This window comes from Kibdelosporangium aridum, from assembly GCF_900176515.1.
GTDB lineage: Bacteria > Actinomycetota > Actinomycetes > Mycobacteriales > Pseudonocardiaceae > Kibdelosporangium > Kibdelosporangium aridum.
The window spans coordinates 246,711-267,518 of record NZ_FWXV01000012.1 but is presented as its reverse complement, the minus strand read 5'-3'; the positions used below and the strand labels follow the sequence as shown (position 1 = coordinate 267,518).

Annotated in this window: 13 protein-coding genes and 1 pseudogene; 8 read left to right on the top strand and 6 right to left on the bottom strand. The window is 65.8% G+C overall.

Features of this window, described 5'->3' with window-relative positions; all coding sequences use genetic code 11:
• The first annotated feature begins 548 nt into the window (after positions 1 to 548).
• From B9C43_RS46175 to B9C43_RS46140, 8 genes are read left to right on the top strand one after another with little or no spacing between them, the layout of a single operon-like run.
• Positions 549 to 8,990 carry a type I polyketide synthase gene (locus B9C43_RS46175; RefSeq protein WP_084433674.1) on the top strand — a complete coding sequence of 2,814 codons (8,442 nt, stop codon included), beginning with the start codon at positions 549 to 551 and terminating at the stop codon, positions 8,988 to 8,990.
• A gap of 34 nt (positions 8,991 to 9,024) precedes the next feature.
• Complete coding sequence (locus B9C43_RS46170; RefSeq protein WP_084433673.1) at positions 9,025 to 10,617, top strand: NAD(P)/FAD-dependent oxidoreductase; 1,593 nt, start codon at positions 9,025 to 9,027, stop codon at positions 10,615 to 10,617.
• Positions 10,614 to 11,531, top strand: a complete 918-nt coding sequence (locus B9C43_RS46165) for an SDR family oxidoreductase (protein WP_160097186.1) — start codon at positions 10,614 to 10,616, stop codon at positions 11,529 to 11,531. The genes B9C43_RS46170 and B9C43_RS46165 overlap by 4 nt, the downstream gene beginning before the upstream one ends.
• A complete protein-coding gene (locus B9C43_RS46160) occupies positions 11,531 to 13,291 on the top strand; it encodes a long-chain-acyl-CoA synthetase (RefSeq protein WP_160097184.1) in 1,761 nt (586 codons plus the stop codon). The genes B9C43_RS46165 and B9C43_RS46160 overlap by 1 nt, the downstream gene beginning before the upstream one ends.
• Positions 13,288 to 14,094 carry an alpha/beta fold hydrolase gene (locus B9C43_RS46155; protein ID WP_200826010.1) on the top strand — a complete coding sequence of 269 codons (807 nt, stop codon included), beginning with the start codon at positions 13,288 to 13,290 and terminating at the stop codon, positions 14,092 to 14,094. The genes B9C43_RS46160 and B9C43_RS46155 overlap by 4 nt, the downstream gene beginning before the upstream one ends.
• Positions 14,094 to 14,570 (top strand): PaaI family thioesterase, encoded by a 477-nt coding sequence (locus tag B9C43_RS46150; protein ID WP_033388420.1) that lies wholly within the window; start codon positions 14,094 to 14,096, stop codon positions 14,568 to 14,570. Before B9C43_RS46155 ends, B9C43_RS46150 begins: the two co-directional genes overlap by 1 nt.
• A gap of 55 nt (positions 14,571 to 14,625) precedes the next feature.
• Positions 14,626 to 16,008: a cation:proton antiporter gene (locus tag B9C43_RS46145; protein WP_084433670.1), complete on the top strand. Its 1,383-nt coding sequence runs from the start codon at positions 14,626 to 14,628 to the stop codon at positions 16,006 to 16,008.
• A 50-nt stretch (positions 16,009 to 16,058) separates the two neighbouring features.
• The gene (locus B9C43_RS46140; RefSeq protein ID WP_084433669.1) at positions 16,059 to 17,000 is read left to right on the top strand and encodes a phosphotransferase family protein; all 942 of its coding nucleotides are present in this window, start codon (positions 16,059 to 16,061) and stop codon (positions 16,998 to 17,000) included.
• Positions 17,001 to 17,168: 168 nt separating this feature from the next.
• On the opposite strand, the pseudogene B9C43_RS46135 reads toward B9C43_RS46140, so the two are convergent.
• From B9C43_RS46135 to B9C43_RS46115, 6 genes and pseudogenes are all read right to left on the bottom strand, one after another.
• Positions 17,169 to 17,345 (bottom strand): annotated as a pseudogene (locus B9C43_RS46135) (helix-turn-helix domain-containing protein); the annotation flags it as partial.
• A 125-nt stretch (positions 17,346 to 17,470) separates the two neighbouring features.
• A complete protein-coding gene (locus tag B9C43_RS59780) occupies positions 17,471 to 17,593 on the bottom strand; it encodes a hypothetical protein (RefSeq protein WP_268811620.1) in 123 nt (40 codons plus the stop codon).
• A gap of 205 nt (positions 17,594 to 17,798) precedes the next feature.
• The gene (locus tag B9C43_RS46130; RefSeq protein ID WP_084433668.1) at positions 17,799 to 18,407 is read right to left on the bottom strand and encodes a hypothetical protein; all 609 of its coding nucleotides are present in this window, start codon (positions 18,405 to 18,407) and stop codon (positions 17,799 to 17,801) included.
• A gap of 49 nt (positions 18,408 to 18,456) precedes the next feature.
• On the bottom strand, positions 18,457 to 18,792 hold the full coding sequence (locus B9C43_RS46125) for a VOC family protein (protein WP_084433667.1): 336 nt from the start codon (positions 18,790 to 18,792) through the stop codon (positions 18,457 to 18,459).
• A gap of 72 nt (positions 18,793 to 18,864) precedes the next feature.
• Positions 18,865 to 20,475 carry an alpha/beta hydrolase gene (locus B9C43_RS46120; RefSeq protein WP_084433666.1) on the bottom strand — a complete coding sequence of 537 codons (1,611 nt, stop codon included), beginning with the start codon at positions 20,473 to 20,475 and terminating at the stop codon, positions 18,865 to 18,867.
• Positions 20,466 to 20,771 carry a hypothetical protein gene (locus tag B9C43_RS46115; protein WP_051896754.1) on the bottom strand — a complete coding sequence of 102 codons (306 nt, stop codon included), beginning with the start codon at positions 20,769 to 20,771 and terminating at the stop codon, positions 20,466 to 20,468. Before B9C43_RS46115 ends, B9C43_RS46120 begins: the two co-directional genes overlap by 10 nt.
• Positions 20,772 to 20,808 lie beyond the last annotated feature (37 nt).

Below are 20,808 nucleotides of genomic sequence, written 5' to 3'. Positions count from 1 at the left end.
GGCTGCGCAGAGGTGGTCATTAATGCGCGCCCATCGCCGCTATTCATGGTTTGGTGCGGCTTTGCGTTCCTTTGGCGTGCTCCAGTGGCCAGAGCGGTCGACCTGGATGCGCATATTGGACCCGATGATGCGTACCAATGCACATGGATGCGTTGACATGTGCGCGCGTGGTCGTTACGTTCGGTCCTTGAGTGCGGATTCGCGCACTGGAGGTGGGCACGGATGATCTTGGTCTGGCGCGGTCGGACTGACCCCGATGGCGTGGCGTCGCGTGTGCGGACCAGCTCAGCCGGCTTGCCGTCCAAGGCTTTTCGCGTGGACCCGTGCCTACCGATCTTCTGGGGGTGCGGTACCGATCGGCGGTCGGCCGAAAGTCATTCGGATCGCGAGTAATTGACTTGCCGGTCATTTTTCGGGGAGGGGCATGACCGTCAAGTTTCCGGCAGCCGATCTGCTGGGAGCTTGACGGTCATATCACCTTCTCAACATCGTCCCGGGGTGGATCACATGTGTCGAGATATGTGTGATGACAAAACGAAGGTAATGCGATGAATTCTGTGCACAGCTCCTCGAGCGAGGCCGAGTCGAGCGCACACGAGGGTATTGCCGTCGTGGGAATCGGTTGCCGGTTCCCAGGACACGTCTCCAGCGCCGACGATCTCTGGCGGCTTCTCCTTGACGAGAGGGATGCCGTTCAAGCGGTGCCAAAGGATCGGTGGACGGGCGCGGCCTTCTACGACCACGATGCTTCCCGGCCTGGGCATCTTCGTACGCAGGCCGGCGGATACGTCGACGACGTCGCGGCATTCGACGCGCACTTCTTCGGCATCGCGCCGACCGAGGCGGCCAGGATGGATCCGCAGCAGCGCCTCTTTCTCGAGACGACATGGGAAGCGCTGCAGGACGCGGGAATCGTCCCGGAACTGCTCGCCGGCACGAAGACCGCTGTCTACGCGGGGGTCTCCGGTCACGACTACGGCATCATCCAGCTCAATCCCGAGAACCGCTATCTGCTCGGTGGCCACACAATGGCGGGCGTCACGAACTGCATCGTGGCCAACCGCGTCTCCTACCTGCTCGACCTTCGTGGTCCCAGCATGATTGTGGACACGGCGTGTTCGTCCTCGTTGGTCGCCATTCACCTCGCGTGCCGCAGTATTCGCTCCGGCGAGGCGACGATGGCGATCGCCGGTGGAGTCGGTGCGCTGCTCATCCCCGAGACGACCATCGCGTTCAGCCAGGGGACATTCCTGTCTCCCGAAGGCCGATCCAAGTCCTTCAGCAAGTCGGCCGACGGCTACGTGCGGAGCGAGGGGTCGGGAACCGTCGTGCTGAAGCCGCTGTCCGCGGCCGTCGCCGATGGCGATCGCATTTACGCGGTGATCCGCGGTACCGCGACGAACTCGGACGGCCGCACCAATGGCATCTCCGTGCCCAGCGAGGAAGCCCAGGCACAGATGATCCTGGATGCCTGCCGCGACGCGGGCGTCGCCCCAACCAGCATCGGCTACATCGAAGCGCACGGCACGGGAACGTCCGTCGGCGACCCGATCGAGGCTCGTGCGCTCGGAAAGGCGCTGGGATCCGGGCGCAACGGGCAGGGCCCGTGCATCGTCGGCGCGGTGAAGTCGAACATGGGCCACCTCGAGCCCGCGGCCGGGATCGCCGGAATGATCAAGGCGTGCCTGGTCGTGAGCAAAGGTGAGATCCCGGCGAACATCCACGCCGAGGAGCCGAACCCGGCGATCCCGTTCGAGGAACTGGGCCTGCGGCTGGCCACGGCACGCCAACCGTGGCCGGGGGACGGGCCGCGCCTTGCAGGAGTGAACTCCTTCGGGTTCGGCGGATCCAACGCCCACGTGATCCTGGAGGGCGTTGCGGAGACGGACCGGGACGAGGAAACACAAGCCGCGACGCACGAACAGGTCCTGTTCACCCTCAGTGCCAAGACCAAAGACGCCCTTAGCGCGTACGTCGACAGTTACGCCGACTTCCTCGACGAGCCCCGCGGCGCGGCGGCGCTGCCTGCCATCGCATCCACGCAAGCACAAGCGCGTCCGCATTACGACCACCGGCTTGCCATCGTCGGGTCCTCTGTGGACGAACTGCGCGCCACTCTGCGCGATATCCAGGCAGGCTCGTCGCCCGATTCGGTGTACAGCGGCGTGAAAGCGTCCACCGCGGCGAGCGTGGCCTTCGTTTTCTCCGGTCAGGGCCCGCAGTGGTGGGGTATGGCACGTGAGTTGCTCGACGAGAGCGAGGTATTCCGGCAGACCGTCGAGCGCGTCGACGCCGAACTGGGCAAGTACGCGGACTGGTCGGTGATGGAGGAACTTCGCCGCGACGAGGCCAGCAGCCGCATCGGTGAGACGTTCATCGCCCAGCCCGCGGTTTTCGCGGTGCAGGTCGGGCTGGCGAGCTTGTGGCAGAGCTGGGGAATCGCGCCATCGGCCGTCGTCGGTCACAGCATCGGCGAAGTCGCTGCCGCCTGCGTGTCGGGTGCACTGTCCTTTGAGGACGCGGTACGGGTCATCTTCCATCGCAGCCGGGTGCAGCAGAAAGCGTCCGGCAAGGGGAAGATGCTCGCGGTCGGCCTGCCGCCGAGCGAGGTGGAAAGCCGGATCGCCGCGTACCGCGGGCGGGTGGAAGTCGCGGCGCACAACGGCCCGGAATCGGTTGCCCTCGCCGGTGATCCCGACGCGCTCGAGGAGATCGAGCGCGAGCTGGGCCGGGACAAGATCTTCTGCCGGATGCTCCAGGTCAGCGTGGCCTTCCACAGCCACCACATGGACCCGCTGAAGGACGAGCTGCTCGCCTCGCTCGCCGGGATCACCTCAGGCCCGTCGTCGATTCCGATGTACTCGACCGTCACCGCCGACGTCGTGCCCACCGGCGCGCTCGATGCCGGGTACTGGTGGCAGAACATCCGCCAGCCGGTGATGTTCGCACCCACCGTCGATCGCCTCATCGAGGACCAGCACCTGGCGTTCGTCGAGTTGGGCCCGCATCCCATTCACGCCACAGCCATCTCGGAACTGCTCGAAAAGCGTCGCGCCGAGGGAGTTGTCGTCGCGTCGTTGCACCGCAAGCAAAGCGACCGCCACACCCTGTTGAACTCACTGGCTTCGTTGTATGTGGCCGGTTACGACCCGAACTGGGCGGGTGTGTTCGACGGGATCACCGGACGCGTGCAGGTGCCGTTCTACCCATGGCAGCGTGAAACCTATTGGCTGGAAACACCGACGTCACGGGGTCGGCGGTTCCCGTCGCTGAACCACCCGCTCGTCGGGACCGAGAACCGCGCCGCGGACGAGCCGGGTAAGCGCGTATGGGAACTGGTGCTCGACCCGATCCGGTTCCCGTGGCTGGATGACCATCGTGTCCAGGGACCCATCGTCTTTCCGGCGGCGGCGTACCTCGACATGGTGTTCGGCTGCGCGCAGGACGCGTTCGGCGACGGTCCGTTCTCACTCGAGGACGTCGAATTCCGCCGAGCGCTCTTCGTGTTCGACGACCGCCCGGCTCCCGTCGTCCAAGTTGTTCTGACGCAAGCGATGCACTTCTCCGTGTATAGCCGTCAGGACAGCGACGCCGAATGGACTTTGCATTCGGTCGGGACGCTGCGGCGCGGTGCTCCCACCACCGCGCTGCCCAAACCGATCTCGGAACTTCAAGCGGAATGCCCCGTGGAGATCGATCCCGCGGAGCTCTACGCCGTTCTCGGCCGCAATGGCTTGGCTCTGGGCCCCACATTCCGTGCGGCTGTGCAGTTCTGGCGCTCGGACCGCAAGTGTCTCGCGCAGCTCGAAACACCTGCCGCCAGCGCGGACGAGGCGCCGCGTCATGCGATCCACCCAGGCGTGCTCGACTCGTGCATCACGACGCTTCCCGTCGCGTACGGCGATGTGCTGACGGGCGATGTCGTCAACCACCAAGCCAAAATGCTCTACCTGCCGGTCGAGGTCAAACGGCTCAGCTTCCACACGAGGCCGAGCGGCCGCTTGTTCGTCTACGCGCAAGCGCACGCGACCGACGACCCGATGTTCAGCTCGGGCGACTTCTGGATCGTCGACGAGGACGGAACGATCGTGGCCGAGTTCGACGGCCTGAAGTTCAAGTCCATCACCCGAAGCGCTGATGACGGTGACGCACTCGCGAACTGGTTCTACGACTTCCGTTGGCACCCGGCTGCGGTGCACAGGAAGACACGGATGCCTGCGGATTTCCTCGCCTCGGACACGACCGTGCAGGCCGCCGTCGAGCCCTTGCTCGACGAGTTGCGGAACTGGCCGGTCAACCGCGGCTACCACGCCGTGACGGAAGCGAAGATGAACCGGCTGTGCATCGACTACGTGACTGAAGCTCTGCACAACCTGGACATGGATCTGACCGAAGGCCGCCGCTTCACGCTCGACGAGGCCGCAGCGGAGATGGGAGTTCACGACAAGCACCGGCGCTACCTCGGCCGCCTGCTGGAACTGCTTGCACAGCACGGGATCGTCGAAAACGACACAGCCACCTGGCACGTGCTGCGCACGCCCGAGCGTGTCGACACTGGATCGGATCTCGCCCGGCTGCGCCGTGAACATCCCGAATGCGAGTCCGAGTACGCCCTGCTGGAGCGCTGTGGGAAGGAACTGGCCACAGTCCTTCGTGACGAGGTCAATCCCGTTGAGCTCATCTTCCCGGAGCACGAGTTCCAATCGGTCGTCGACCTGTACACGACCTCGTTCTCGTTCGAGAAGACGAACCGCATCATCAGCGAGGTCGTCGCGCAGTGCATGCGGTCGCTGCCGGCCGACCGGCCGGTGCGGGTACTCGAGATCGGCGCGGGCACGGGCGGTACGACCGGCTTCGTGCTGTCCGAACTGCCGCGTGATCGCGCGGAGTACGTGTACTCCGATGTCGGCCAGCTGTTCCTTGCCAAGGCGCGTGAGCGTTTCGCCGAATACGACTTCGTGGATTACCGGATCCTCGACATCGAGCAGGACGTCGAGGAGCAAGGGTTCGACCCGCACTACTACGACATCGTTGTGGCATCGAACGTCTTGCACGCCACCCCGAGTCTGCGGGCCACGCTGGCCAACGTGCAGCGGCTGATGACCTCCCAGGGCATGCTCCTGATCATGGAGGCCACGGTGCCGCCGCACTGGGTCGACCTGACCTTCGGGATGACCGAAGGATGGTGGAAGTTCGACGACCACGACGTTCGGCCCAGCTACCCCGTACTGACCGAAGCGCAATGGCTGGACTTCTTGCCCACCACGGGTTTTGAGCACGTCCAGGTGCTGTCGGACAAGAACACGCCGGAGGAGTCCGGTAACTCGGTCATCGTGGCGCGCGGGCAGGTGGTGGACCTCGAACCGCATCAGCCTCGCGCGCAGCAAGGGCCATGGGTCGTGCTGGCGGACGCCGAAGGTGTCGGCGAACGGTACCTCGACCTGGTGGGGGATGCCGCGGCCGGCAGCGTTCTGGTCACCCGCGGTGAGGCCTTCGAGCAGGTCGACGCCCGCAGCTTCCGGGTGCGCCCGACCAGCAGCGAGGATCTGAAGCGCGTGCTGGAGCAGGTACGAGACCACGCCGGAGAAGTGGCGGGCGTGCTGCACCTGTGGAACCTGGATTTCGCGGGATCAGAGCTCAGCACCGAGCTGCTGCCCGAGATCGAAAGCCAAGGCGCGTACAGCGTGGTCGCGTTGGTGCGGGCGGTGGAGCAGGTGAACTGGGCGAAGCAGCCGCGGTTCTGGGTGGCGACATCCGGGGCGCAGGTCCTTGACCAGGCCGAGCGCGTGGCGCCCGCGCAGCTGCCGAGCTGGGGCATCGTCCGGGTGCTGTTGAACGAGCAGATCAGCCTGCCAGCGAAGATCATCGACTTCGACCCGGCGACCTCGAACGCCGGGCAGCGGGCGTCGCAGCTGCTGGATGAACTGCTTCACGTGCGGACAGCCGACGAGGAGGTTGCCTTCCGCGGGGACGAGCGGTTCGTCGACCGCCTCGAGCACATCTCGCCCGCCGAATTCGAGGCGTCTGTCGCGACGCCCACCCGCGTGTCGGACGAAACGCCCTTCAGCTTGGCCGTTCCCAGCGAGCACGCGATCGACCAGCTTCGGTACGAAGCAAAGCCGCTGTCCGAACTCGGCCGTGGCGAGGTCGCGATCCGGCCGCTCGCCACCGGCCTGAACTTCCGGGACGTCATGCTCACGCTCGGAATGCTCGCCGAGGGAGCGACTTTCGGCGGGTTCTACGACGACAACCTCGGAGTGGAGTGCGCGGGCGTCGTCACGCAGGTCGGTGCGGATGTCGAAGGACTGGCACCGGGCGATCGCGTCATCGCCTTCGCCCGCGAGTGCTTCAGCAACCTGGTGGCCACCGACGCCCGCCTGGTCTTCAAATCCCCGTCGAACCTTTCGGACGTCGAGGCCGCGACTCTGCCGATGGCGTACCTGACCGCGTGGTACGCGCTGGTGGAGGTGGGCAGGCTCCGTGCGGGTGCCCGCGTGCTCATTCACGCCGCCGCGGGCGGCGTGGGGCTTGCTGCGGTCCACATCGCGCAGGCGCTCGGCGCGACAGTCCTGGCCACGGCGGGAAGCGAGGAAAAGCGCGGCCACCTTCGCTCGCTGGGCGTCGAGCAGGTGTACGACTCCCGTTCGCTCGCCTTCGCGGAGGAGATCCGGCAGCGCTACGACGGTGTGGACATCGTGCTGAATTCCCTTCAGGGCGAGACCATTCCGAAGAGCCTTGAGCTGCTTCGCCCACGCGGACGGTTCGTGGAGATCGGCAAGAAGGACATCTACGAGAACTACCAGCTTGGCCTGAAGCCGTTCGGCAACAACCTGAGCTACGCGGCGGTCGACATCGACCGGCTGCTGCTGGAAGACCCAGCGCTGTGCCGTCAGGTGATGACCGAGGTTCTCGACGGCGTCGCAGCAGGCACGCTGCCCGCGCTTCCGCACACCGACTTCGGTGCGGGCGACGTGGCCGCCGCGTTCCGGTACATGGCGAACGCCAAGCAGATCGGCAAGGTCGTCGTCGAACTGGCGCCGGACACCGAGCTGCTCGTCCACCGGACATCGAGTGGTCAGGAGACGCTCGATGCCGAGGGCACCTACCTGGTCACGGGCGGATACACGGGATTTGGCCTGCGGACCGCCCAATGGCTGGTCGAGCAGAGCGCACGGACCGTGGTGCTGGTCGGGCGCCGGGCGAAGACGGACGCCGAGAACGAGGCGACGATCGAGAGCATGCGGGCACAGGGCGCCACTGTGGTGCTCGAACGGGCCGACGTGTCGATCGAGGACGAGGTCAAGGGTCTGATCGAGCGGATCGCGCCGCTGCCGCCGCTGAAGGGCATCTTCCACGCGGCGATGGTGCTCGACGACGTGTCGCTGGCCGACATGACGGAGGAGCAGTTCCTTTCCGCCGTGCGGCCGAAGGTCGACGGTGCGTGGCACCTGCACAACCACACGCGTGAGCTCGACCTGGACGCGTTCGTCATGTACTCGTCGATGAGCTGGTACATCGGAACGCCCGGGCAGGCCAACTACTCGGCAGCGAACGGGTTCCTGGAAGCGCTGGCCGCGTATCGCCGCGACATGGGACTGCCTGCGTTGACGGTCAACTGGGGCGCCATCGGCGAGGTCGGCTTCATCGCGCGCAACAAGGTCGACACGCTCGCCCGGATGGGATGGACGGCGATCTCACCGGACCAGGCACTGGCCTTCGTCGGGCGGTGCCTGGCGCAAGGAGTCAGCCGCGCGAGCGTGTTCGGCGTGAACTTCGCGAAGATGAGCCAGGTCATGCCGTCGTTCCGCAGCTCGTCACGGCTTGCCCATCTGTCGATGGAAGGCGCATCGGGTTCCGGGGCAGGCGGAACGGAAGGCCTGCGGGCCGAGTTGCTCGAACTCGAGGAGGACGCGCGCGAACCGCGGCTCGTCGCGGCACTCTCCGAGCAGATCGCCCGGATCTTCGACATGCCGGTCGAGCGCCTCGCCCACGACGTCGCCCTGACCGACCTCGGGATGGACTCGCTGATGGCGGGCCAGATCCGCAACGCGCTGGCCAAGCACCTCGAGATCGACTTCCCGACCATGGGCCTGATGCGGGGGCCGACCGTCGTCGAGCTCACCAAGGAGGTTCTCGGCCAGGTCTTCGACGGCGCGGCGGGTGCCCAGCCCGAATCGGCGATGCAAGCCGCTGGTCCGGAGCGCTGGATTCACACCGTGCAGGGCCGGTCGAATTTGGCTTCGCTGCGCGTGTTCACGCTGCCGTTCGTCGGAGGCGCCGCGTCGGTCTTCGCGCCATGGCCCGACTACCTGCCCGACTCGGTCGAGGTCGTGGCGCTTCAGGCCCCAGGCCGTGAGGACCGGATCAACGAGGTGCCGATCGAGTCGATGCCGGAGTTCATCGCCGAGCTGGCCGATGCGATGCTGCCCTACCTCGACAGGTCCTTCGCCATCTACGGGCACAGCATGGGCGGGCTGCTCGCGTACGAGCTCACGAAGTACCTCGAGCAGCAGTTCGCCGAAGTCCCGACGAAGCTGATCATCGCGGGATGGCCGTCGGCCATCCACGTCGAAGACTACGTGCGCGGCCTGAAACACCTCCGGGACGGCCAGATCGTCGGCGGTGAATCGGACGACAGGGTGCTGGAAGTGTTGCGGGACAACGGTCTGCTCATGGGGCCGATCGCCGACGAGAACTCGATCAAGCCGCTGATGCCCGCGGTACGGGCGGACCTGAGGATGCTCGGCGACTATCGGTTCTCCGACGGCGTGCTGTTGCGTGCCCCGATCACGGTCCTGCACGGTGAGGAGGACCCGTTGTTCGCGGAGGACCAGCTTCGGGCTTGGGAGAAGCTGACCAGTGGCGGGTTCTCGATGACCACGGTTCCCGGCGGCCATTTGTTCATCCAGAACCCCAGCGCTGAGGTCATGGACACGATCGCCCGTGAGTTGTCCGTCAAGGACACATACCCGATGTTCACGAATCTCTGATCGGCCCGAGCTGGCTGAAGACGGAGCGGAAATCATGAAATCAGTCGAACGTTACGACGTCGTGGTGTGCGGTGGCGGTCTCGCGGGCTTGACGCTGTCGAGGCAGCTCATGCGGACCATGCCCGACCTCACGGTGCTGGTGCTGGAGCGGACCTCAGGCGACATTCCCGACGGTGCGCACAAAGTCGGGGAGGCCACCGTCGAAGGGGGTGCGCACTACCTCACCGAGCAGCTCGGCCTTACCGGATATTTCAATACGCGGCATCTGCACAAGCTGGGTCTGCGGATGTTCTTCGGCGATCCGCACGGACCATTGGAGGAGCGGCCGGAACTCGGTGCGCGGCGGTTCGCGCGTGTGCCGTCCTATCAGATCGATCGCGGCATCCTCGAACGCGATCTGCGCAAAGGCGTGCACGAACTCGGTGTCGATCTCGTCGAGGGTGCCAAGGTGCTCGACGTCGACCTTTCGTCCACTGGGGACGATCACGTCGTTCACTACCAGACGGGCGACCAGAGCGGCGAGCGCGAGGTCCGGGCGCGCTTCGTCGTGGACGCTTCCGGCCGCCACCGGCTGCTGCAGCGCAAGCTCAGCCTCGGCACCCCCAGCCCGCACGAGATCAACGCGGCTTGGTGGCGTTTCCGCGGGGAATACGACGTCGAGAAGATGGCGGCGGCCAAGAGCCCGACGTGGACGCCGAAAACGCAGGAGCGCAGGTGGTTCTCCACCAATCATCTGATGGGCCGCGGCTACTGGGTGTGGATGATCCCGTTGGCATCCGGGAACACGAGCGTCGGCATCGTCACCGACGAACGTATCCATCCTTTCAAAACCTATGCGACGGAACCGAGAGCGCGGCAATGGCTTGCCGAGCACGAGCCGACGCTCGCGGCGTTCGTCGCGCAGGCCGAGGTCCTCGACTTCCTGAAGCTGCGGAATGTCAGCTACGGATCCGAGCAAGCCTTTTCGCACAACCGATGGTCCTGTGTCGGTGAGGCCGCGGTCTTCCTGGACGCGTTCTACAGCCCGGGAACGGACTTCATCGCCTACACGAACACCATCACGACGCGGATGATCGAACTCGACCGCAAGGGCCGGCTGACCGCCGAGGTCACCCAGGAGTTCAACCGGTTGCTGCTCGAGGACCTCTGGCCGAACTACCTGCAGGTGTACCACGACAGCTATTCGATCTTCGGGCACGCGCCTGCCATGTTCACGAAGGTCCTGTGGGATACGTCGTACTACTGGACACTTCCGTGCCAGCTGCTGTTCCGCGGTCTGCTCAAGAGCGAGGGCGCGGCCGCCGAGTTCCATCCCATCGCGGCGAGGTTCCTGCCCATCCAGGCGCGCATGCAGGCGAACCTGCGTGCCTTCGCCGCGCAGGCCCCGCAGCCGGAGAAGTATCTGTTCGTCGAGTACAGCAAGGCACCTTTCTGCGCCGAACTGCACTTGGACCTCCTCACGGACAAGACCCCCGACCAGACTTTCCGTGACATGCGACGCAACATCGACCGGATGGAAGCCTGGGCGGACACGTTTGAGCAGGAAATCGCCAAGGACTGCGACCTTCCGCACAGGGAACCGGTCGCGGCCGCGATGTCGGGCCAATGGCGACAGGAGGCGATGTGACCCCCTTCGACGGCAGGGTCGCGATCATCACCGGCGGCAGCCGCGGGATCGGCAAGGCGCTGGCACTTGAGCTGGCGAGCCAGGGAGCCGCAGTGGTCGTCGCGGCCAAGACGATGGAGAGCAACGGCCGGCTGCCAGGAAGCGTGCCGGAGACCGTCCGGGAAATCGAAGCGCGCGGCGGCAAGGCCTTGGGTGTGCGCTGCGACGTTCGCGACGACGCGGATCTGAAGAACCTCGTCGACCGTGCGCTGGAACGGTTCGGTCGTATCGACATCCTGGTGAACAACGCGGGCGCGATGTGGCTTCAGGCAGTCGAAGGCACACCGCAGAAGCGGTTCGACTTGATGCTGGACATCAACTCCCGTGCACCGTTCCTCCTGGCACACCACTGCATTCCCCATATGCGGCAACAAAAATGGGGACACATCGTCACCATGAGCCCGCCGATCGGGCTTGAGGTGCTCGAGCACGTCGGCGGCAAAGTGGCTTACATGGCGTCAAAGCTCAACGCCACGCTGCTGACGCTCGGACTGGCACAAGAGCTGGCGGGACAGGGCATCGCCTGCAACTCGGTGTGGACGCAGACGCTGATCGGGACGGCGGCGACGCAGAACCTCGGCATCGGCGCCCCCGAGGATTGGCGAAGCGAGGACATCGTCGTCGACGCCACGATGGCGGTGCTCGAACAGGACCCGGAGAAACTCTGTGGCAGTACTCTGCTCGACGCGGAGATCCTCAGGCGTTTCAAGGGGATCGAGGACCTGTCGCGGTACCGGTTCGTGCCCGATCGGGAACCCACCGCGATGACGTGGGCCCGCTGGGACCTTCTCGCCGAACAGGCGCGGGAGAAGTACTTCGCCGCCATGATGGCCGCCGACGCGGCGAAAGCCTCGAAATCCGCGAAGGACGCGTAGTGTCGCTGACGCATCGAGTCCGGTCGTACGCAGTCCTCGCCCAGGGCCTGCTGGAAGGCGCGGGCTCGAACCGAACACTGGCGCTCGAACTCGAGCGCAGAAGCAGGCAACGCAGGCACGCGGCTGTTGCTTTCCTGCTCTACGAGGACCAGCGGTTCACCTACGCGCAGGCCAATCGCATCGTCAACGGCATCGCCCACGCGTATCGGGAAAGGGGCCTGCGCAAGGGCGACGTCCTCGCCTTGCTGATGGAGAACCGTCCGGAGTTCATCTGGCACTATCTGGCGGCGGGGAAGCTCGGGGTCGTCGCGGCCTTGGTCAACACGCGGGCACGTGGTGACGGGCTGGCGCACGCCTTGTCGGTGTGCGGGGCCAGTCACATGATCGTCGGTTCGGAGTGCCTGCCCGCGTTCCTGGCGATCCGCGACCGCGTGGCGGACGAAGTGATTGCCCGCTGCCTCGTGGATGAGGACGAAACGGCTGCCGCCTGCGATACCGCAGGCCTTACGCGGTTCGTGCCAAGCACGACGACCACAGATCCACCCGAGACAGCCGAACAGACCCTCGGCGACACCGGCGCCTACATTTTCACGAGCGGAACGACTGGGCGCGCCAAGGCCGCCGTCATGAGCTACCAACGGTTGACCACGGTCGGCCGGGTCACCGGCGCTCTGGCATGGCGGTTCGAACCGGGGGACGTGATCTACAACTGCCTTCCGCTGTTTCACACCAACGCTTTGGTGATCGGGCTTTCGAGCGTGCTCGCGCACGGATCCACGCTGGCGCTCGCCCGCCGGTTCTCGGCAAGTGGGTTCTGGCGCGACATTCACCGCTGCCAAGCGACCGGCTTCAACTACATCGGCGAGATGTGCCGGTATCTGGTCAACACGCCGCCCGGCGAGTTCGATCGCGGGCACCGGGTGCGTGTCATCGTCGGGCAAGGACTGCAGGCCGATGTCTGGACCGAACTGCAAGCCCGGTTCGGGATACCTCGGATCGTCGAGATGTACGCGTCCACCGAGGGCAACATCGCCACGATCAATCTGTCCGGACAGGTCGGGTCGGTCGGCAAGCTGCGCCTCGGCGGCAAGCTGGCGAAGTGGGACTTCGAGCAGGACGACTTCGTCAGGGACAACGGGCGGCTGGTCGCGTGCGGGCCCGGCGAAGTCGGGGTCCTGCTCGGGCCGATTCGCAAGCGAACACCCTTCGGCGGCTATCGCGACGAACAAGCCACCCGCGCGAAGATCGTCAAGAACGCCTTCCAGGACGGAGACGCGTTGTACAACACGGGCGACACGTTTCGCCTTGACGCGCAGAACAACCTGTATTTCGTGGACCGGCTCGGCGACACTTTCCGCTACAAGGGCGAGAACGTGTCGACCACCGAAGTGCAGGAACAACTCGTGCGGTGGCCGGGAATCGTCGCGGCCGCCGTCTACGGCGTGACGGTGCCGGGACGCGAAGGCCGTGCCGGGATGGCTGCCGTCGTTCTCGCCGAGGGTGCTCGATTCGATGGCGAGGCGCTCGCCGCGCACCTCGATTCGGCGTTGCCGCGCTACGCGCAGCCGGTCTTCATCCGTGTGCTTCCCTCGCTCGAGACGACGGCGACGTTGAAGCTGGCCAAGCTGTCACTCCAGCGAGAGGGTTTCGCCCCGAGGGACGGCGAGCCCATCTATGTACGTGATGCGGGGGACCCCAGTTATCAGGAGCTCACGCCGGAACGCTACGGCGCCGTCGTTGGGGCGAGGAGAGGGCTATGACCTTAAGAGGAACTTCTGACCCGATGGGCACGCCGTCCTCGGCGCCCCTGTTCGTCCAACGGTCGGGAACCGGGCCGTCGGTCGTACTGGTGCACGGCGGGCTGCCGCCGAACATCACCTGGTCCAGTCAACAAGAGCTGGAAACCCGGTGGACGCTCATCGTTCCGAGCCGCCGGGGCTACCCGCCCAGTCCTCCCGCGTCGTTGCAGGACTTCCTCGCCGACGCCGACGACTTGGTGGAACTCATCGCGCAGGAGCCTGGCGGCGTGCACCTGGTCGGCTTCTCGTACGGCGGCTTGGGGGCGTGTATCGCGGCCGAGCGGATGCCGGAACGGGTTCGGTCGCTGACTTTGATCGAGGTACCGCTGTGGGTCGCGGCCGAAGACGACGAAGTCGTGATGGAGCTGGCCGGCCTGGCCGACCGGTTCGCCGCGAGCGCGGACGACGCGCAGGCCGAGAGCGAGTTCTTCGCCCTTGCCGGCGTGGACCGCGACATGCTTGCCGGCGAGGATGACGGCGTTCGCCACGCGATGGGGCTGTGGCGTGAACTTCGTTCGCCGCGGGAGGCACAGCCGCGATTCGAGGTGATCACAGAGGCAGGCACGCCGACGCTGGTTTTCTCGGGAGATCACAACCCCGCACTCGAGCGGCTGTGTGATGCCCTCGCCGCCCGGCTCGACGCGCAGCGGGCCTGCCTGCCCGGAGCGGGGCATGCCGTCCAACATGCCCCGGGATTCAACGCGATGCTGGAGACTTTTCTGACAACCGCGGAGCGGAGCCGCGGCGAAGCCAGGAGCGACTGATGAGCGATGACGCGACGATTCGCGGGCACGAACAGGTTCTGCAGTGCACGTTCGACCTGTTTCGCAGCGTTGCCCCACCCGGGGTCGCCCTCGAGCTGCCCCCACCGTCGGTGAAGGCCTTCGACATCCGGTTCGAGGAATACGTTCCCGCCCGATCGTTGACCGCGACGGTGGAGGTGTCCGCGCAGCACGCGAATGCCGTGGGCCTGCTGCAGGGCGGATTCCTGTCCGCGATGTTCGACAACCTCATCGGGCCGCTCAGCTACCTCACAGCGCGTGGTCCGACGACGACGTTGGAGCTGACGACCCATTTCCTGCGCTCGGTGTTTCCCGGACAACGGCTGACGCTGACCGCCGAGGTGCGCAAGGCTGGGCGAACGGCCATTTATATCGCTGCGGAAGCACACAACGCGGAAAACAAACTGGTGGCGACGGCAATGTCCACGGTGCAAGTCATAGCGATGCCAACTCCGTAGCCGGTGGCTCACCGCCGAAGAAACGTACTGGATTTCACCATGGCGAGGCTTTCGCATGCCCACATTACTTGAGGTCACGACTCATTTCTTTCTGCAAGTCGCGGTCATTCTCATCACCTGCCGCCTGCTCTGGCCGCTTTTCCGGCGGCTCGGTCAGGTCCAAGTGGTCGCGATCATGGCCGCCGGCTTCGTACTGGGGCCGACGGTCCTCGGCTGGGCCTGGCCAGCGGCACAGGAATGGCTCTTTCCCGCCACATTGGACGTGGGCGGCGGCGCGACGACAACCCACCCGAACCTGACGGCGATCTATGTCGTCGGCCAACTCGGCCTCGTGCTGTACATGTTCCTGGTAGGTGCCTCGTTCAAACTCGAGATTCTCCGGTCGCACCTGGGAAAGGCCGGTGCCACCTCGGCCGCCGGCATCGTCGTTCCCTTGCTGCTCGGCGGCGTGGTCGGCGTGTGGCTGGTGGACCAGGGCGGCTACTTCACGAGCAAAGTCAGCAGCTGGCAAGGCGGGTTGTTCCTCGCGGCGGCGGTCGCCATCACCGCGTTCCCGATGCTGGCCTGGATCATCTACGCCTCAGGCCTGTTGAACACCAGGCTCGGCACAATGTCGCTGTCGTGTGCGGCTGTCGACGACGCCTGCGCCTGGGTGCTGCTGGCAACGGTCGTCGCCACGACAAAGGGGAGCATGTCCGGTGCGCTCCTCGCGATAGGTGGGGGACTGGCCTATTTGCTCTTCATGACCGTTGTCGCGCGCCGATTCTTGAAGCGACTGGACACCTGGACGCCAGGAAACGGCGATCGTGAACGCAGCGGTGGTCTGGCGGTCGTTCCGCTCACGATAGTTCTGCTCGTTGTGCTGCTGGCGAGTTGGTTCACCGACTACGTGGGCATCTACTCGGTCTTCGGGGCATTCGTGGCGGGGACGGTGATGCCGCGTGGGAAATTCCTCGACGCTATCCGTGAACGTTTCGAACCGTTGGTCGCCTACCTCCTGCTGCCGGCTTTCTTCATCTACTCGGGGCTCAACACCGAGCTCAACCTGATATTCGATCCACAGGTGCTGCTGGTAGCGGTCGTCGTGCTGATCGTGTCGTTCGCAGGCAAATTCGGTGCCATCGGCCTGGTTGCCCGGTGGCAGGGCATGAGCTGGCGTGAAGCAGGCGCGATGGGTGCGCTCGCCAACGCCCGCGGATTGATGGAGCTGATTCTGCTCAATATCGGCCTTTCCGCGGGCCTGATCACAGGCCAGCTCTACACGATCCTCGCCTTGATGACGATCGTCACGACCTTCCTGGCCACCCCGGTCATGCGGCTGTTCGAACGAAACGGATGGAAGAAGGGCATTGTCTTCGGGCCATCCGGCGAAGATCACAACGGTGTGGGGACCGGCACAGTGCAGAAGGACGCCACGGCACGAGAGGCCCCGCGTTAGAGGTTGAAAGGCTTTTGCGAGCGTCGCCGTGCGGATGATGGGATGGCGCGGTGCTCAACCACGATGAGGCGTTGGCCGTCCGGCCGTTGACACTGGCTTGGGTGAGCCAGCACCTGGAGGTCGGCGAACGGATCATCAGATCTGAGGCACTGCACGGCGGCATCACTGCCCAGATGCGGCGGCTGGCCATCGGCACGCGCGACGGAGGCACCCGTGACCTGGTGCTGCGAACCTTTGTCAACACGGAGCACGCCGAGGACTGGCTGAACAGGGAGGCCGGTGCCCTGACCCAGCTCGCGGGGAGCGGCGTGCCAGCTCCTGGACTGGTCGCGGTTGATCCGACCGCCGCGCATTGCGAATATCCGTCGCTGCTGATGACACATCTGGCGGGCCGGACGGTCCTCGACGACGAGGGACTGGAGACGCGTGTTCCCCTGCTGGCTCGTCAACTCGTGGCGATCCACGCGTTGCGGCCCGCCGAGCGACCCCGGGACTATGTGGCGTGGACGACCGCTGACAGCGTCGTGACTCCGAAGGGCGCCGACGCGGCGGCGTGGGCCGCAGCGATCGACGTGATCCGCAAGCCCGCGCCGCCCTATGAAGGACGATTCCTGCACCGGGACTTCCAACCCGGCAACGTGCTGTTCGACGTGCTGTCCCCAGCGCGGATCACTGGGGTCGTCGATTGGGCCCAGACCTCGTGGGGCCCGGCGGATCTCGATGTGGCGCATTGCGCCACCAATCTCGCGCTGTTGCACGGCCCGGTGTGGGGTCTCCGGTTCGTTGAGGCGTATGAGGATGCTGGCGGGGTGCTGGCCGCGGCCGCGAGCGAGCGGCTGTACTGGCTGGTGCGGGACGGGCTGGCGTGCTCTGAAGAAGTGGGGTTGGTTGCGCAGCCATGGCGGGACGCAGGCAAGACAGACCTGACGACGCGAGCCGTGGAGCAGCGGCTGGACGCCTACGTCACCGCCCTGATGGACACGCTGGGCTGAGCAGGTCATCGCCTGCGGCCTTTCAGGACGCGCAGGACTCGAAGGGCTGCCGCGCGGCGCGATGGCGATCGCGCCCACACGGCGGTCAGGGTCACGACGGCCAGCGGGCCGAGGCTCAACACGGCGATCAAGGAGGAACTTCTGACGCTTCAACGACTCTGCATCGATGCCCATGTATCTTTTTGGGACGCCCAGGCCTTGGGCGATCCGCACGAGTACGTCATAGGCCATGACCTGGCGACCTTTGAGGATCTCCGACACCTCGGACTGCGACTGGCCGGTCTGCGCGGCGATCTGCCGCTGCGAGATGCCGTGCTTTCGCAGCAGCCGGTAGACCTGACTCATCTCTCTCGCGGCGATCACCTTGCCGTCAGGGCCGCCGTGCCACTGAACACGCAGGGCGTCGCCGTCCACGACACTGTCGATCCTGGTCGCACCGCGAAGCAACGCGATCCGCCTGAGGACGCCGCTCACAGGTCGACAGGCTGTGCGGCCAGGTCATGGACCACTTCGCCGTCCACCACCACGGGAAACGTCTCGGCGAGAAAGTTCACCACCGCGTCGTTGGCGATCTCCAGCCGCAGCGAATCCACACCCGGGCCAACCCAGGGAATTCACGGGACTCGCTCGGGCGAGCTTTGGAGGCACTCACTCCAACCGGGTCAGGAGGAGCCTCAATGGCAGCCGTACTGCCGGACAGCAACCTACAACGGCCACTGCCCACTCCGGTACGGCATTCACCCGATGGATGGATCGTGGGGCAGCAAGCCCGGTTCAGTCAGCGCCGGGAGCAAGAGATCATGTCCCGTCCACTGTGGAGTCAGGCGCCGGGTCGGACTGCCGGATCCGGTATACGCGGCGGCGGTCGCCTTCCGTGAAGCCCGTCAGATCGGGGAGGTACGCGACCATCCTGCCGCTCGGCCGGGTCCACACCCACCCGTGGTCCTCGGCCGGCGGCTCCGACTCGTCCACTTTGAGCATCTTGCCGCGCAGCGCGCGGATGCCGCCCCACGCGATGTACAGCGGCAGCGCTGCGAACAGGACGAAGACCGAGAATGCGGCGTAGGCCACAACCGCGTCCTCGTCGTTGATCATCAGGTCGTGCGGAAACGCGATCACCAGGAGGGATTCCAGTCCGGCCGTGATCGCGGCGCAGATCCACAGCTGGTAGTTGCGCAGCTGACGCCGCGCCAGCACCGAGCGCTTCAGCAGGCCGACCCGGTAGTCCTCTTCGCATTCGTCGCATCTGAGGGTGACGGCCGATGCGAACACCGGGTCGTCGGGTGCGGGCGCCAGCGGCTCGGTGGGAGAGACCCGGCGCTCTGGCAACGCGCGCCTGGCGCTCGGGTCCCGTGGATTTGGCTGGCTCACCCGCAAGTGGACAAGTTCGGCTTTGCCTCTGCCCATGCAGTGCAGTAGATCCTTTGGCACCGCGTGGAACAAGCGGCCAAACCGGCTAAACAGGCGCCTCTGCAAGCGATACGCTGTTTCCGTCCGGGTCGAGGACTACGACGTGACGCACTCCGTTACCGTAGGTTTCCACTGGCTCATGGGCGATGCCGTGCGCGGCAAGCCGGGCCAGGATGTCGTCAAGGTCGGTCACGCCGAGCGTGATCATGGCTCCGCCCACCCGTTCGGCACTCCGGTCGTCGACGACGACCCACGCGTTCTCGCCGACCTGCCACAGGTACTCCTCACCGATGACCTCGTCGGCCGGGCGCCCGAAGAACGCCTCGAACCACTCCAGCGCCTTGGCCCGGTCGCTCACCTGGATCACGCTGTACAAGTCCACTCGGACCACTCCTCTCCAGTCGTTGCGCCAGGGTGGACCATCCCCGTGCCCGAAAGTCATCGGCAGTGCACGTCAACGCTTGGAATAGCCGGCGTGCTGCTCGGCTCCGGCGACCACCGCGCCCATGTTGCGCAGACTCTGCGAACCGCTGTCCAGATAGTCGCTGTGGCCGCGGATGTCGCCGCTGTCCAGGTGTTTCATGTCCTTCATCGACGCCGGGTCCGGGCCGAACGCCTGGGTGTCGGCGATCCAGTCACCGTCCGCTTCGACCAGGAAGGCGTCGGGCACCCGCAAATCCCGGACGTCATGGGTGCCGATCCCCGGTGAGCCGAAGAAGATCACGTCGTCGACGCCGGTGCCACGCTGTACGGCGTAGCTGGTCGTGAGTGAGCCGTACGAGTGGCCCATCGCGGTGACGTGCGCATCCGTCTCCCGTGACGTGTCGAGGCCGTTGAGGAACTCCGCGAGGTCCTTGCCGCTCTTCCGCGCGGAGTCCGGGCTCAACGCACTTTGGTCACCGAGAATGTCCTGCGCGGCCTGCAATGGGTCCTTCAACGGGTTGGCTTGCTGTGGTGCTTCGTATCCGAGCCAGGTGACCGTCGCGACCTCCTCGCCGGTGAACCTGCGTGCCTTCGCTTGCAGCGCGTCCATCTGCTTGCTGTACTTCACGAGTTCACCGTCCACAGTGGTGTTCACGCCGCCGGTGAACACCCCGATGTGCTTGGCGTTGTCGATGTCGCCGTCCGCCACCGCGGCTTTGACCATGTCGCCGGACGTGTCGACCATGAGCAGTTTCCGGTCGTCGGCGGCGATTGCCCCGCGGATCGCGTCGATCGAGTCCAGCTTGTCGCGCAGTTCGTCCAGTTCGGCGACTCCACCGAACATGGGGCCGTTGAACGGGTTGTTGTCCGTGAGATCACGCCGCAGCTTGTCGTAGCGTTCGCGCAAGGTGTCCTCGAGCTCGCCGAGCCGGGCACGGTTGGCCTTGTCCCGGTACTCCGCGGGAATGCCGTCCCGGTTGCCGATCCACTCAGGATGCTTTCTGAGCACCTGCTTGCGTTCGTCCTCGGTGAGACCGGCCCACCAGCCTGCGTTCGCGGCCGGGCTGCCGTTCTTCGGTGGCTTCAGGATGTCCACGCCGCCCTGACCCTCGCCCACGGCAGCGGCTTGCGTCAGGCTGTCGGCGTCACGATTGTCGACCCGGTCGCGGTCGGCTTCGCGCATGGTCTTCGCGAGCCGGTCGTCCACCTGTCCGGCGCGCCGGAGTGTCTCCTTCACCCGTGCCTTGAGCTCGGCCTTCATCCGTTCCCGGTCAGGGCTGGCCGGCATGGTCCCGAGATCGGCCACGCTGCCGTCGTCGCCGATCCGGTAGCCGCTGTCCGCGGCGAGCCAGTCGGTCGTGGCGATACCGGTGTGGATGCCTTCCACTGCTTCGGCCGCGTCACCGACCGTGCGTTTCACTGCCGCCACGCCCGCGACGATGCGTTCCATCCGGTCGACCAGCTTGCGGTGCGCTTTGCCCGCACTGCTGGCGGCTTTGCCGGTCCAGTCCGCGGGGTTGGCGGCCGCCGAGAGGTCGTCGTTGAGCTGGATCAGGGTCTCGATCTGCCGGGTCAACTGCTGGAAAACCGCTTCGAGTTCGCCGTGCCGCCACTGGCGCACGGCGCCGTACGTCAGGCCCATGCCGGACCTCCAGCAGCCATGATCTTGTTCTTCGCCTGCTGTTCCTGGTTGTCGTACTCCTGCGCCGCGGTGTCCAGCTTGCCGCCGTGTCCCTGGGCGTCGCGCGCCCACGACCTCAGGTCGCGCAGCCACTCGTCAGCCAGTTCGTGCGCTGCCGCGGCCGACTTGCCGCCGGGCAACGCGCCAGGGATCAGCCCGGCGGTGGCGGCCAGGTCGACGGATTCGGCTTCCTCGCCGGAGTACCTGATCTTCTTCGCCGCCTCACGCAGCGCTTCGGTCGAAACGGTGTAGCTCATGCGAAGTGAGATGAGCCGGCACCGGGATCGGTTAGTA

Excerpts from the sequence above, each read along its gene's own strand:
- B9C43_RS46175 (WP_084433674.1), top strand. The coding sequence starts at position 549 with ATGAATTCTGTGCACAGCTCCTCGAGCGAGGCCGAGTCGAGCGCACAC.
- B9C43_RS46170 (WP_084433673.1), top strand. The coding sequence starts at position 9,025 with ATGAAATCAGTCGAACGTTACGACGTCGTGGTGTGCGGTGGCGGTCTC.
- B9C43_RS46155 (WP_200826010.1), top strand. The coding sequence starts at position 13,288 with ATGACCTTAAGAGGAACTTCTGACCCGATGGGCACGCCGTCCTCGGCG.
- B9C43_RS46150 (WP_033388420.1), top strand. The coding sequence starts at position 14,094 with ATGAGCGATGACGCGACGATTCGCGGGCACGAACAGGTTCTGCAGTGC.
- B9C43_RS46145 (WP_084433670.1), top strand. The coding sequence starts at position 14,626 with ATGCCCACATTACTTGAGGTCACGACTCATTTCTTTCTGCAAGTCGCG.
- B9C43_RS46130 (WP_084433668.1), bottom strand. The coding sequence starts at position 18,407 with ATGGGCAGAGGCAAAGCCGAACTTGTCCACTTGCGGGTGAGCCAGCCA.
- B9C43_RS46120 (WP_084433666.1), bottom strand. The coding sequence starts at position 20,475 with ATGGGCCTGACGTACGGCGCCGTGCGCCAGTGGCGGCACGGCGAACTC.
- B9C43_RS46115 (WP_051896754.1), bottom strand. The coding sequence starts at position 20,771 with ATGAGCTACACCGTTTCGACCGAAGCGCTGCGTGAGGCGGCGAAGAAG.